Annotated in this window: 14 protein-coding genes; 13 read left to right on the top strand and 1 reads right to left on the bottom strand. The window is 36.2% G+C overall.

Going from position 1 to position 13,622, the window contains the following annotated elements; all coding sequences use genetic code 11:
* Nucleotides 1-221: 221 nt before the first annotated feature.
* The 12 genes from VMW81_00040 to VMW81_00095 all read left to right on the top strand — a co-directional run bounded on the left by VMW81_00040 (nt 222) and on the right by VMW81_00095 (nt 10,564).
* Nucleotides 222-761, top strand: coding sequence for a DUF177 domain-containing protein (locus VMW81_00040; GenBank protein ID HUU49336.1), 540 nt, complete (start codon nt 222-224; stop codon nt 759-761).
* A gap of 10 nt (nt 762-771) precedes the next feature.
* The gene (gene rpmF, locus VMW81_00045; GenBank protein HUU49337.1) at nt 772-954 is read left to right on the top strand and encodes a 50S ribosomal protein L32; all 183 of its coding nucleotides are present in this window, start codon (nt 772-774) and stop codon (nt 952-954) included.
* 50 nt (nt 955-1,004) lie between these two features.
* The gene (gene plsX / locus VMW81_00050; GenBank protein ID HUU49338.1) at nt 1,005-2,102 is read left to right on the top strand and encodes a phosphate acyltransferase PlsX; all 1,098 of its coding nucleotides are present in this window, start codon (nt 1,005-1,007) and stop codon (nt 2,100-2,102) included.
* Nucleotides 2,103-2,136: 34 nt separating this feature from the next.
* Nucleotides 2,137-3,120 carry a beta-ketoacyl-ACP synthase III gene (locus VMW81_00055; GenBank protein HUU49339.1) on the top strand — a complete coding sequence of 328 codons (984 nt, stop codon included), beginning with the start codon at nt 2,137-2,139 and terminating at the stop codon, nt 3,118-3,120.
* 23 nt (nt 3,121-3,143) lie between these two features.
* Nucleotides 3,144-4,082: an ACP S-malonyltransferase gene (gene fabD / locus VMW81_00060; protein ID HUU49340.1), complete on the top strand. Its 939-nt coding sequence runs from the start codon at nt 3,144-3,146 to the stop codon at nt 4,080-4,082.
* Between the two features lie 20 nt (nt 4,083-4,102).
* A complete protein-coding gene (gene fabG / locus VMW81_00065) occupies nt 4,103-4,843 on the top strand; it encodes a 3-oxoacyl-[acyl-carrier-protein] reductase (GenBank protein ID HUU49341.1) in 741 nt (246 codons plus the stop codon).
* 35 nt (nt 4,844-4,878) lie between these two features.
* Nucleotides 4,879-5,124 carry an acyl carrier protein gene (gene acpP, locus VMW81_00070; protein HUU49342.1) on the top strand — a complete coding sequence of 82 codons (246 nt, stop codon included), beginning with the start codon at nt 4,879-4,881 and terminating at the stop codon, nt 5,122-5,124.
* A 33-nt stretch (nt 5,125-5,157) separates the two neighbouring features.
* Nucleotides 5,158-6,399: a beta-ketoacyl-ACP synthase II gene (fabF, locus tag VMW81_00075; GenBank protein HUU49343.1), complete on the top strand. Its 1,242-nt coding sequence runs from the start codon at nt 5,158-5,160 to the stop codon at nt 6,397-6,399.
* A gap of 1 nt (nt 6,400) precedes the next feature.
* A complete protein-coding gene (gene rnc, locus VMW81_00080) occupies nt 6,401-7,129 on the top strand; it encodes a ribonuclease III (GenBank protein HUU49344.1) in 729 nt (242 codons plus the stop codon).
* Complete coding sequence (locus tag VMW81_00085; GenBank protein HUU49345.1) at nt 7,126-8,211, top strand: radical SAM protein; 1,086 nt, start codon at nt 7,126-7,128, stop codon at nt 8,209-8,211. The genes rnc and VMW81_00085 overlap by 4 nt, the downstream gene beginning before the upstream one ends.
* A 25-nt stretch (nt 8,212-8,236) precedes the next feature.
* A complete protein-coding gene (locus tag VMW81_00090; protein ID HUU49346.1) occupies nt 8,237-9,499 on the top strand; it encodes a GNA1162 family protein in 1,263 nt (420 codons plus the stop codon).
* A 276-nt stretch (nt 9,500-9,775) separates the two neighbouring features.
* Nucleotides 9,776-10,564 (top strand): ZIP family metal transporter, encoded by a 789-nt coding sequence (locus tag VMW81_00095; GenBank protein ID HUU49347.1) that lies wholly within the window; start codon nt 9,776-9,778, stop codon nt 10,562-10,564.
* Between the two features lie 126 nt (nt 10,565-10,690).
* Here the strand turns inward: VMW81_00095 and VMW81_00100 are convergent, their stop codons facing one another.
* Complete coding sequence (locus tag VMW81_00100; protein ID HUU49348.1) at nt 10,691-12,868, bottom strand: ATP-binding protein; 2,178 nt, start codon at nt 12,866-12,868, stop codon at nt 10,691-10,693.
* Nucleotides 12,869-13,098: 230 nt separating this feature from the next.
* Between VMW81_00100 and VMW81_00105 the strand changes: the two genes are divergently transcribed.
* On the top strand, nt 13,099-13,622 hold a 524-nt coding region (locus VMW81_00105), incomplete at its 3' end, for a PAS domain-containing sensor histidine kinase (protein ID HUU49349.1).

Genomic DNA, 13,622 nt, shown 5'->3' on the forward strand with positions numbered 1-13,622 from the left:
TAGTGACTATGGATTAAGAGAAGGTATTCTTATAGATTCTTTATAAAATATTAAAATTAAGTTAGCTTCATAATCTTCGCTAATAAACAAAGTATTTAGAGGAAATACATAGAGAATTAGAGGGGATTATTTCGCTTGACAATAGATATATGGATATGTATAATCTGCCCTCTTAAAGATGTATTTCTCCTTTAAGTATAGGCACTTATTGAAGAGTTCACTTGAAAAAATTATCTAATTTATGTATAAATTTTTATGATATTCCAGACCAAGGTTTGGAGTTTGATTTAAAAGAGGACTTTTCAAATCTTGACATTGAAGCAAAAGATTTTAATATAAAAGAACCTATATCCATAAGGGGAACAATAAAAAAATTTGGTAAAGATTTGTATGTAAAGGGACATCTTTTAACAGAGATGATAATGTGTTGTTCTCGATGCATAGAAAACTTCACTTATACATCAGATACAGGGTTTGAGGCAACTTACATTCCTTTAGAAAATGAATTATTAGAAGAGGAGAGGGAGCTCGATCATAAGGATTTAGACATATTATTCTATAAGGATGAAAAGATAGATCTTCGAGATGTTGTAAGGGATCAAATCGTTTTGTCTGTTCCGCTGAAATCTTTATGTAAAGCTGATTGCTTAGGATTATGTCCAAAGTGTGGGCAGAACCTTAATATTTCTAAGTGTGATTGCACCCTCGAGGATGTTAATCCTAGATTAGAGGTTTTAAAAAAACTGAAACGTAAGAATTGAAAGGAGAAAAATGCCGGTTCCAAAACGAAAGACATCTAAATCAAGAAGAAATAAAAGAAGAACTCATAAGAAATTAAGCTTAGTTTCTTTATCGATTTGCCCTCAATGCCAAGAAATAAAATTACCTCACAGGGTATGTCCAAGCTGTGGGACATATAAGGGCAAGAAGGTCTTGGCTGTTAAAGAGGTTTAACCCCTTTTTTTCTAAAAGAAATATTTTTTATTTAGAATAAAGAGTTATATATGAAAATAGCAGTAGATGCAATGGGTGGAGATAATGCCCCTGAGGCAATCGTAGAAGGGGCAGTAATGGCTTCAAGAGAGTGTAAAACAAAGGTCATACTGATAGGAGACGAGGAGATATTAACAAAAGAATTAAAAAAATTTGATACCCAAGGTTTATCTATTTTTATAAAACATGCCCCTGAAGTAATCGGTATGGATGAAGCACCCTCTGTAGCTCTGAGGAAGAAAAAAAACTGCTCGATAAAGGTTGCAAATGAGATAGTAAAGAATGGAGAGGCAAATGCCGTTGTAAGTGCGGGTAATACAGGAGCTGCATTAGCTGCTTCCACCCTGATTCTTCGTCGCTTAGAAGGAGTGGACAGGCCAGCAATAGCGACAACCTTTCCAACATCAACTGGACCTACTGTTGTTCTTGATGTAGGAGCAAATGTCGACTGTAAACCCATTCAATTATTTCAATTCGGTATAATGGGCAATATTTATGCGCGTTACATATTAGGAAAATCGAGGCCAAGGGTGGGACTTTTAGGTATTGGTGAAGAAGATTCAAAGGGTAACGAGAGTACAAGAGAGGCTTTTCAGATGTTTAAAAGGAGTTCGTTAAATTTTATAGGAAATGTTGAAGGTAAAGAGGTTTTTAGTGGTGTTTCAGATGTAATTGTTTGCGATGGTTTTACTGGAAATGTGGCCTTAAAGACATGTGAAGGTCTCGCCGAATTGTTCGGAAATATGTTAAAGGATACATTTTCTCAGTCTTTAAAAAGCAAACTGGCTTATTCTTTAATAAAATCAGGGATTCAATCTTTCAGAAAGAGCTTAGACTATTCTGAATATGGAGGAGCACCTCTTTTAGGAGTTAATGGCATATGCATCATATGTCATGGTTCTTCTAATGCTAAGGCTATTAAAAATGCCATTTCACTCGCTGAAAGATTTTCAATAAATAAGGTCAATCTTCATATTCAGGAAGATATAGAACTCAATTCTGAGATTTATGGTTTAAAAGTGGGAAAAGCAAAATTCTGGCAGCAGATAAGAGATTCCTTTTCTTTTACCTCTAAGGAAGAGGAAGAAGAAGAAGATTCAGAACCCTAAGTCTCTATTGATACAAAAAGGATATTCATAGGTTATGATCAGATCAAAGATAGTTGGTGTAGGTTCCTATTTGCCGAAGAAAGTATTGACAAATTTTGATTTAGAAAAGCTTCTTAATACATCAGATGAATGGATTAGAACAAGAACAGGTGTGATCGAGAGAAGAATTGCTGGGGAAGACGAAGCCACTTCTGATCTTGGTTATAAGGCTGCCATCCAAGCCATTGAAGATGCAAAGATAACCCCTAATGATATTGATTTAATATTAGTAGCAACCACAACCCCTGATACCTACCTTCCGTCATCAGCATGTTACATTCAAAATAGTCTAGGTATAAACCGGGGTGCTGCGTTAGATATCTCAGCGGCCTGTGCGGGTTTTATATTCGCATTGTCCATAGCAGATCAATATATAAGGGCAGGAACATTTAAGAATATTCTCGTAATTGGTTCTGAGGTCCTCAGTAGAATTACAGACTGGACCGACAGAAATACATGTGTTCTTTTTGGGGATGGGGCTGGAGCCGTTGTCGTCCAGGCATCGGATAGTGAAGATAGTGGGATTCTGTCAACCCATATTCATTCAGATGGTACCTATAAGGATTATCTGATTGTACCTGGCGGAGGCAGCCGTAAACCTTTAAGCAATGAAGTTATAGATAAAAAGTTAAACTATATTAAAATGAAAGGAAATGAGACATTCAAGATAGCCGTAACATCCATGGTTAATGTGGCAAAAGAGGCCTTAGATGCTAATGGATATAAATCGTCCGAATTAGACCTCTTGATAACTCATCAAGCAAACAAAAGGATTATAGATGCCATTGCAAAAAGATTGAAATTACCTAAAGAAAAGGTATATATTAACCTCGAAAAATATGGAAATACTTCAGCTGCCTCTATTCCTATAGCATTGGATGAGGCGAAAAGAGAGGGTTTGCTAAAGGAAGGTAGCCTTATACTGCTCGTTGGACTAGGAGCTGGTTTTGCATGGGGTTCTGTTTTAGTTAAAATGTAAAAGAATTGTAAGAATGATCAATCATGACTGAAAAGATAGCCTTTTTATATCCTGGACAAGGTTCACAATATATTGGAATGGGAAAGGATTTCTATGAAAAGTATCCTTTGGTAGAGGAATTTTATCAAAAGGCAAACCATATCTTAAATTATGATATCACTTCTCTTTCTTTTTCTGGTCCAGAAGAGTCTCTGAGATTAACGAAAAATACCCAGCCTGCAATATTGATTCATAGTATTGTTGCAACCAAGATATTGAGAGAGAGGGGTATCAAGCCTATTATAGCAGCTGGCCATAGTTTGGGAGAATACTCGGCCTTGGTTTCAGCAGGAGCTCTTAGCTTTGAAGAAGGGGTATTACTTGTTCATCAAAGAGGGATATTTATGCAGGAGGCTGTTCCTCTAGGAAAGGGAGCTATGGCTGCAATCATTGGACTTGATAGGGAAAGAGTAGATGAGCTCATTCAAAAAGTATCATCTGATAAAATTGTTCAACCGGCAAATTTTAATAGTCTAAATCAGATTGTCATTGCTGGTGAAAGAGAAGGGGTTGAGGAGGCCGTAAGGATTGCCAAGGAAGATGGGGCAATAAAAGCTGTTCTCCTTCCTGTGAGTGGACCTTTTCATAGTAGCCTCATGCAACCCGCTGCAGAACGTTTAAAAACTGAGCTTGATAAGATAGAGATCAAAGACTTATCCTTTTCCATTATTGCCAATGTTAATGCAGAGAAAGTATCATCAAAGGATAGAATAAAAGAATTATTAGTTGAACAGTTATATAACCCAGTGCAGTGGGAAAGGTCTATCTCAAAACTTATAGAAGAGGGGATTGATACTTTTATAGAAGTTGGCCCTGGTAAAGTTTTGACCGGCTTGCTCAGGAGAATTTCAAAAGATGTCCAAGGATTTAATGTAGAGGATATAAAAAGTTTAGAAAAGACCCTTAATTCTTTAGATAGATAATAAAAATAGAGGAGATAAGTATGGGCCTTTCTGGAAAAGTTGCCTTAGTAACTGGTGGGGCTAGAGGGATAGGTCGCTCAATTGCTATCAAACTGGCAAAAGAGGGCGCCCATATAGTCATTTCAGATATAAATTTAAATGGGGCCTTAGATACAGCAAAAGTGATTGAAGAACAGGGAAAGGAAAGCATTGCTGTTGAGGGGAATGTCTCTATTTTTTCTGATGTTGAAGCTATGGTCAAGCAAGCGATAGATAAATTTGGTAGGATAGATATACTTATTAATAATGCTGGAGTCACAAAAGATAGTCTTTTAATAAGAATGAAGAAAGAAGACTGGGATTTTGTGTTAAATGTAAATCTGACAGGGACCTTTAATTGTTCAAAGGCCGTTGCGAAGTATATGATGAAACAAAAGACGGGAAATGTTGTAAATATCAGTTCTGTAGTGGGAGTGATGGGGAATGTAGGACAGGTTAATTATGCTTCCTCAAAAGCAGGGGTTATTGGATTAACCAAATCCATGGCGAGAGAATTGGCACCAAGGGGGATAAGGGTTAATGCCATTGCCCCTGGTTTTATTGACACCGAGATGACAAGGAGCCTTTCTGAAGAAGCAAGAAACAGGCTGGTTACTCAAATACCACTAACGAGACTAGGAACACCAGATGATGTGGCAAATTGTGTCAATTTTTTAGTATCTGACGATGCTGACTATATAACAGGTCAGGTAATTCATGTAAATGGTGGAATGTTAATGTAATACTATTTATAATTTTAAAGGGAGGTGAGGTTAAATTGGCTTCAACTGAGGAGAGAGTAAAGGACATTATTGTAGAGCAATTAGGTGTAGATAGAGATGAGGTTACTTCTGAGGCCTCTTTTATTGAGGATTTAGGAGCAGATTCTCTGGATACCGTAGAGTTAGTCATGGCCCTCGAGGAAGAGTTTGATATAGAAATTCCAGATGAAGAGGCTGAGAAGATCTCTACAGTAGGAGAGGCAATAGAACATATAAAGAAACTTATTAATCAAGGGGAATAACGAATAATATATAACTTTTAGGAGGTGGTTTTTCTGGATAGAAGGGTAGTTGTCACAGGATTAGGGGTCGTGAGTCCTTTAGGTGTAGGCGTTGAAAGGAATTGGGAGGCATTGATTAATGGAAAATCTGGGGTTGGGAAAATAACAAGATTTGACGCATCTCAATTGCCATCCCAGATAGCTGGAGAAGCAAACGATTTTCAACCAGAAGATTTTATTGTTAAAAAAGAGATTAAAAAGATGGACCTCTTCATCCAGTTTTCCTTAGCCTGTAGTGAGATGGTGATAAAAGATGCTAAGTTTGAAGGGAATCATTATGACAAAGAAAGAATAGGGGTCATAGTAGGTGTAGGGATGGGCGGTTTGCCATCTATAGAGAGATATCACTGCCTCATGTTAGAGAAGGGTTATAAAAAGGTATCACCATTTTTTATTCCGATGCTCATCTCAAATTTAGCATCTGGTCACGTATCAATGAGACATGGTTTTAAGGGTCCTAATTCGTGTGTTTCAACTGCTTGCGCTGCTGGTTCTCATTCAATTGGTGATGCCTTTCGAATAATCCAGAGAGGAGATGCTGATAGTATGATAGCCGGAGGTACAGAATCAGCATTAACTCCCCTATCTGTAGCAGGCTTTTGTGTTATGAGGGCTTTGTCTACTCGAAATGAGGATCCAACAAAGGCATCTCGTCCCTTTGATGAGGGAAGGGATGGTTTTGTTATGGGCGAGGGGGCAGGATTGATTCTTCTCGAAGAATTAGAACTCGCATTAAAAAGGGGAGCTAAGATTTATGGAGAAATCGTAGGTTACGGGATGACAGGAGATGCCTACCATCTGACGATGCCAGAACCGGAAGGAAAAGAAGTAGCAAGATGTATAAGAAATGCTTTGAGTGATGCTGGAATTTCTCCTGAAAAAGTAGATTATATAAATGCCCATGGAACATCTACTCCTCTGAATGATAAATTTGAAACCATGGCAATAAAAAAAGTTTTTGGAGAACATGCATATAAAATTCCTATCAGTTCAACAAAATCAGCAACAGGTCATCTTTTGGGAGGTGCAGGCGGAGTTGAGGCAGTTTACACCCTACTTGCTATGAACCGTTCTATGATCCCACCAACAATAAATTATGAGAAACCTGACCCTGATTGTGACCTTGACTATGTTCCGAACAAACCTAGAAAAAAAGAAATTGATATTGCTATTTCTAACTCCTTTGGCTTTGGGGGAACGAATGCATGTTTAGTATTTCGGAAATATTCTGGTTAAAATGAATATGGTATCTTTAGGAAATAGAAGAATCAAAGATCTTGATATTGTTCAGAAAAAGATTAAATATAAATTCAAAAATATAGATTTACTCAATCAAGCCCTCACTCATAGTTCATTTATCAATGAAAACAGTAAGGAATTCAAAGATTATGAAAAATTTGAATTTTTAGGCGACGCGGTAATTGGGCTCATCGTGAGTGAATATTCTTTGAGAGAATTTGATAATTTTTCTGAAGGTGAGCTTTCTAAATTCAGATCAAGGCTCGTTAGCAAGGCTAACTTAGCTAATTTAGCACAGACGATTGATTTGGGAAAGTTTTTGTTGCTTGGCAAAGGAGAGGAAAGAACAAATGGAAGGGATAAATATTCAATCCTTGCCAGTTCTTTAGAGGCTTTGTTTGGAGCAATATTTTTAGATAGTGGTTATAAAAAAACAAGCTCCGTTTTTTTAAAATTCCTTAAAAATACTGATATTTCTTCAAAATTTTTTGATGATAGAGACTACAAAAGTAAGCTTCAAGAGCTTTTTCAGGAAAAAATGGGCAAACGACCCGTATATAAGGTTGTTGATGAATATGGACCAGATCATTCTAAGACCTTTGAAATTGGTATATGTATTAATAAAAAGATCTTAGAAAGAGCAAAAGGAAGAAGTAAGAAAGAGGCAGAGCAAAATGCTGCAAAAATGGTTTTAAGGAAAGTCAAGAAAGAAGGTTTTAATTTTTGAGACCTAAAATTATACCTGTCTTCATACCCCACCTCGGTTGTGTTAATGACTGTATTTATTGTGATCAAAAAAAGATAACAGGAATTGAGCATAAGATTTCAAATAGAAAGATTAGAAAGACTATAGATTTATACCTTTTAAAAATCTTCTCCGATTATCCGAACATATCCTCAAGAAATATTCAGATCGCTTTTTACGGCGGCAATTTTACCGGTCTTGATATATCCCATCAAGAATCTCTACTGGAGATTTCAAAAAGTTATGTGGAGAGGGGAAGTGTAGGAAGCGTACGTATATCCACCAGACCTGATTTTTTAGATCAAAAGAAATTGATTTTTTTAAAAGAGAGATATGTAAAAACAATTGAGATTGGTGTGCAGTCCCTCGACGATTCTGTCTTAGCCATATCAGGGAGAAATTATAGCTCTAGGGTTGTTTATGATTCATTTAACCTATTGCGTGATAACCATTTTCAGATAGGTATTCAAATTATGCTCGGATTGCCAGGTGACACTTTTGAAAGTTTAAAATCAACGATTAAAAAGATAATCAATTGGAAACCTGATTTTGTGAGATTATATCCAACCTTAGTTATTAAAGGAACTCCATTAGAGAAGCTGTATAAGGAGAGAAAATATAATCCAATGAACCTCGATGAGGTCATCAGCCTATGCAAAATAATTCTCTTAAATCTGGAGATAAATAATATTCCAGTTATCAGATTGGGATTGCATCCATCGTTCAGTTTGCTCGATAAAATCATTGATGGTCCTTTTCACCCCTCGCTTAAATATCTAGTTAAATCAGAAATTGATTATGATTTAATGAATTTGATTTTCAGAAAATACAAAAGAGAGGTTTGTAATAGCGTTATTTTTTATATTCCAGAAAAAAGTCTTTCAGAATTTAGAGGTTTTAAGCGAAAAAATATCTTAAGAATAAAAGAGAGATTTAAAATAAACAATATAGATTTTGTTGAGAAGAAAGAAATCAAACAAGGAAATCTAATAGCGAGTTTTGATAATAAAGAAATTAAAATGAGCCAAAAAGATTTAATGTATCAGAACGATTACTCTCTATAAAATCTTTTTTGATAGCTGGAAAGTAATGAAAACATTTTTAAGCTCTTTCTTGCTTCTAATTTTAGGAGTTATCCTTGTTGTTTTTATCTCTTGCCAAAATATTTCAAAAAATGAACTTTCTCATCCTGTTCAAGAATCAAACTCTAAAAATGCTTTTCTCTCAGAAAGATTTCATCAGCTATCCCCAAAGAGTATTGCAATACTCCCCTTTATAGATTCGATAAAGGCCTCTCATAAAGACAAAGAAGAAAATTTTCTTACAGTCGATTCTGAAACGATTAGAAAAATCTTTTATGGTCATTTTTCACCACTCGGCTATCTTGATATTGAGTTAAATCACATCGACAGGATATTGGATATCAATGGGATCAGTGCTGATACTAATTTAAAGAAAATCTCTTCCCAAAAATTGGGACAGTTACTTAATGCAGATGCAATCATTTATGGGGATTTAAATCATTTTAACATAACCTATGCCTTCCTCTATTCACAGATATCTCTTGGGATATCGATGGAGATGATTTCTACAAAAACAGGGGAGATATTGTGGAGGGTTGATGATATCAAAAAGAATCATAATGTTAGGATAGGTCTAGATCCCATATCTGTAATGACTGGTGCTGTCCAGGCAGCAATAGTTTTAAGAAAGAAAAATATTATTAGGTTAGCTGAAGATTTATCAAGAGATTTGGTTAAGACCATTCCTGCAGCAAAGACAGAAAGGACAAGTATAACGTACAAGGGATGGGTAGATTCTGATAGTGATATATATAAATTAAAAGGAGAGACCATTAAGGTCTATTTTAAAGGGAAAACCGATCTCAAGATCGTGTTTGATATTGAGTCTATTATTGAAAATGTTCCAATGGAAGAAAAAGAAATAGGGATATATAAGGGAATATACAAAGTCAAAAAAGGTGATAACATAATAAAACCAAAAATTATTATTCGTTTTACAGAAAGGGATAAAAAGGATTTTGATAATCAGCTTGAATTAAAAACAGAAATCATCTTAGATACGACTCCGCCTCCCCCTCCGAAAATCGTAGATATTAAGAGACTCTCAAATGGATTTCTGTTGGTATGGAGATATCCAGAGATAAAGGATTTTGATTCTTTTAAAATCTATAGAAGAAACATAAAAGGGGATTACATCCTCTTATCAAGAACTACTGATAAATCTTACTTTTTGAAAGGGGACATGAAAGATACTCAATCCTATATTTTAACGGCAGTTGATATGACAGGGAATGAGAGTGAAGGAATTGAGCTGGTGCCAAAGTTTTAGATAGTTAGAACTTTTCTCCCCCCTCTCTTTAAGTTCTTCATTGTAAGCCAAAAACTCTCGTTTCAAAGAAGCCTCATATCATCTAAAACTTTAGCGTTAAGACAATGAATCGTTATTTGATTATTCATGTCTTTCCTGTTCGGAAATGTAAGTTTTACTTTTTTTACATTGAATTTTTTTATACAATTATCTTATAAGTATCAAATGAACTTTACTCCACATAGAAGAAAAAGATTTGTCCATCGGATCTGTTTTTAATTTTTAAAAGGAGTATGTATGGAAGTATTGACTTTCTTTTTTACAAAGATAGCAGGAGATAACCCTGTTATTCAAGGTCTATTGGGAGGCATTATCATTACCTTTTTAAATATGATAGGAGCATTTCTGATTTTTCTGTTTAGAAATGTAACTCAGAAATTTTTAGACAGCTCTCTGGGATTTGCTGCAGGCATTATGTTGACAGCAAGCTTTACAAGTTTGATTATTCCTGGGATTGAGCATGGGGGAGTGATACCTGTAATGATAGGGATAGTTCTTGGGGTTCTCATGCTGGAGATTGGTAATAATACTATTCCTCATATCCATTTTGTTCTTGGTAGGGAAGGTATAGAAACAAAAAGAATAAAGGCAGTGTGGCTTTTCATTTTTGCTATAACCTTGCATAATATGCCGGAAGGACTCGCTGTAGGTGTAGGTTTTGGCTCTGGAAATCTTAACGATGCTTTGGTTTTGATGATGGCAATAGGGATTCAGAACATACCTGAGGGGCTGGCGGTTTCTGTTTCTTCATTGAGTGCTGGTCTTGGGAAACGGTTTTACGCAACCTTTGTTGGAATACGGGCAGGTCTTGTTGAAATTCCCCTTGCTCTTATAGGGGCTTGGGCAGCCCACTCGATGAAGCCCATTCTTCCTTATGCCATGGGATTTGCTGCTGGTGCTATGCTCTATGTAATAAGTGATGAAATTGTTCCTGAAACACACCGTAAAGGGCATGAGAGGCTGGCCACCTTAGGCACAATGGCTGGTATTGTTGTAATGCTTTATTTAGATGTGACCTTGGGATAATAGCTTTTACCTTTTCTTAAAAATTCCCTTATATGAAATAAATTCCATAGATATTCTAAAGATTATTCTGGTAAATATGAACAGCTAGTGAACATTTTAAGAAAGGGTGTATCTTAGATAAAAAGCTTAATGACTAATTACAGGCAGTTTTATGGTAAAGGTTGTTCCTTCCCTCTCTTTGCTCTTAACCAAAATATCCCCATTATGAGCCTTGATAATCCCGTAGGAAACTGATAAACCCAATCCCGTCCCCTTCTCCCTCTTCTTCGTGCTAAAAAAGGGCTCAAAGATCTTGTCCCTTATCTCCTCAGGGATGCCTAAACCTGTATCACTGATATCAATATGGACCACCCCATTATCCTCCCCTGTCTGAATCCTTATTTCACCACCCTCTGGCATCGCATCCTGAGCATTTAAGATGAGATTTAATAAAACCTGGTGCATCTGCTGAGAAGAAACCATCACCTTCGGCAGGTCAGATGAAAACTCCTCCACCACCTTTACATTGCTGAGAGAAAGCTGGTTCTTTGTTAATAAAAGGGTTTTTTGTACGACAGTGTTTATGTCCAATAACTCTTTTCTTTCTGCTTCAGGGCGATGAAAGGCTAAGAGCTGCTTGACGATATTGGATATCCTGTTGATCCCCTCCAGAGCAAATTTTAGATACTTTCTATTCTGGCTCTTTTGATCTATATTTTTCATAACAGTAGAGACAAAGCTATCAATGGCTTGAAGAGGGTTATTGATCTCATGGGCAATACTGGCTGCTAATCGTCCTGTGGCTGCTAACCTCTCAGAATGAATCAGTTGAGCCTGAACATCCTTGAGCTCCCTTGTTCTCTCTTCAACTTTCTTCTCTAACTCCTGTCCCCATCCCTCTAATTCCTTCTTAGCCTCTTCAAGATCGCCGAAAAGCTTTTCTAAATCTTTAAACAGCCTTTCATTCTCAAGAGCAATAGCAGCCTGATCAGCAAAGGCAGATAAGACCTCTACATCCTTTTCAGTGAATTCCCTTTGCTTTTTTGACACCACAATTATAACTCCAATTACTTTTCCTTCAATACACATGGGAACACCAAGAGCAGACCTGAAACCATATTTTTTTGCTATCTCCCTGTGTTCGGGAAGAAGCATTGGATAATCAAAATAATTATCAGGAATAATAAGAGGTTTCTTCTCTTTAGCAATCCAACCACTTACACTCTCACCGATCTTTACTCTCTCCTTTTTCATTATCTCCATCCCTTCTTTCGTACCACTACCTCGAATAAGATAGTCTCCCTCTCTAACCCTGTAATTACATAAATCTGCACCAATGATTTGAGTAGCCTGCTCTGCTATCCAAGGGAGGAGGTCTTCTTTAGGAACAGTAGAAGTAATCTTTTTTCCCAATTTATAAAGGGCGTTAAGCTGATCTTTTGCTTTTTTTCTCTCTTTTATATCCCTAATTATAAACCAATATTTTAGAATTCTCTTACTCTTATCATGCTCAGCTATACCACGAAAACTAACCTCGACTTCTGTACCGTCCTTCTTTACAAACTGAAGCTCTTTATCGATAACCCCATTTTTCTTGAATTTAGGGAAAAAATCATCAAACTGCTTCTTGGTCTTTTCTTCCATAAGTATCAATATATGTTTTCCTATCAGTTCATCCTTATTGTAGTCAAACATATTTTCAATCGTCTTATTTACTTCTAAGATTATCCCCTTATTATCTAAAGAACAGTAACCATAAGGGGCATTATCATAAAATTTCTTCAATCTCTCCCCAGATTCTTTTAGGGCCTTGTTCGCATTCTTGTGCTCGTTGATTAAATGCTCCAGTTGAGAATTCTTGTAGATTAAGCCTAGATGAGTTTCCACAAGATCCTTGGACTGAAGTATGAGCTTCTCGTAAAGTTTGCTGTAACGATTTTCTTTTAAATCAAGGACGCAGATAGTACCAAAGGTATCGCCATTGGGCCAGATTAAGGGGAACCCAAAGTAAGAAATCATTCCTAATTTAATATCCGGGTTCTCTTTCCAATTCTTATCTTTCAAGGCATTTGAAACCAGCAGTTTCTTCCTTGTTTTTATTACCTTCTCACAATAGAGGCCAGCCAAATGTTCTTTATCCCCTACTTTGTAAGGATTATTTTTTGATTTGCTGGAGCGAAAGACCTCGATATAAGGGGGGTTGACTCTCATAATTAAGACAGCGGGTACATGAATAACCTCAGCCATAATATTAACGATGCTCTGCCACTTTTTTTTAATCTCAGCTGGGATTTTGATCTCTTTTGTTTTAATAGGTGGTTCCATGAGATTTAAATATTTAGATAATGATGAAAATTACCTTTTATTTATAACATAGTAATACGTAAAAGTCAATAAGCATTTAAAAATAAAGAGGTTAAAGGAATCGATAATTACATAAGAGAATAAAAGCCGATTTTAAACATCCAATGAAATCGAATCACAATTCTTCTTTAAAAACCCAATTTTTTATATTACAATGACTTAAAATTTATAAAAACTATGGAAATGTCGGTATGAAAAAAGTAAGAAAAAGTATGTACATACCAGCCCTAGGTATTTTAGGTTTTATTCTTGTTTTAATCATTGTCCTTGCCTTCGGTACTTATAGAAATATCCACAAGCATAAGCAGCAAATGGAAAGACATCTTTTAAGGGAAGGAACCACTTTGATCAGGGCCTTTGAGGCAGGAACAAGGAGCGGGATGATGGGGATGGGATGGGGAAGGAATAGGTTGCAAACCCTTGTTGAAGAAACGGCAAAAGAGCCTGATATCGCTTATATTATATTGGTAGATGAAAAAGGAACTATTGTTGCCCATAATCAGAGAGAACGTATCAATACCCCATTTAAAAGAGATATCGATTTAGAAAAAATAAGAAAGGAGGATAAGATAATTACGATTGTAAGAGAAATAAAGCCGAATGAAAGGGTTTTTGAAATTATCAAACCCTTTTATCCCATAGATGTGGGATTTGGAGGACATAGGATGGGGGGGATGCGCGGATTCGGAAAGGGGAGACCAACCTTTGAAACGGA

It is taken from the genome of Nitrospinota bacterium (assembly GCA_035528715.1).
GTDB lineage: Bacteria > JADFOP01 > JADFOP01 > DATKYB01 > DATKYB01 > DATKYB01.

Excerpts from the sequence above, each read along its gene's own strand:
- VMW81_00100 (HUU49348.1), bottom strand. The coding sequence starts at position 12,868 with ATGGAACCACCTATTAAAACAAAAGAGATCAAAATCCCAGCTGAGATT.
- rpmF (HUU49337.1), top strand. The coding sequence starts at position 772 with ATGCCGGTTCCAAAACGAAAGACATCTAAATCAAGAAGAAATAAAAGA.
- VMW81_00095 (HUU49347.1), top strand. The coding sequence starts at position 9,776 with ATGGAAGTATTGACTTTCTTTTTTACAAAGATAGCAGGAGATAACCCT.
- plsX (HUU49338.1), top strand. The coding sequence starts at position 1,005 with ATGAAAATAGCAGTAGATGCAATGGGTGGAGATAATGCCCCTGAGGCA.
- fabG (HUU49341.1), top strand. The coding sequence starts at position 4,103 with ATGGGCCTTTCTGGAAAAGTTGCCTTAGTAACTGGTGGGGCTAGAGGG.
- VMW81_00090 (HUU49346.1), top strand. The coding sequence starts at position 8,237 with ATGAAAACATTTTTAAGCTCTTTCTTGCTTCTAATTTTAGGAGTTATC.
- VMW81_00055 (HUU49339.1), top strand. The coding sequence starts at position 2,137 with ATGATCAGATCAAAGATAGTTGGTGTAGGTTCCTATTTGCCGAAGAAA.
- fabD (HUU49340.1), top strand. The coding sequence starts at position 3,144 with ATGACTGAAAAGATAGCCTTTTTATATCCTGGACAAGGTTCACAATAT.
- rnc (HUU49344.1), top strand. The coding sequence starts at position 6,401 with ATGAATATGGTATCTTTAGGAAATAGAAGAATCAAAGATCTTGATATT.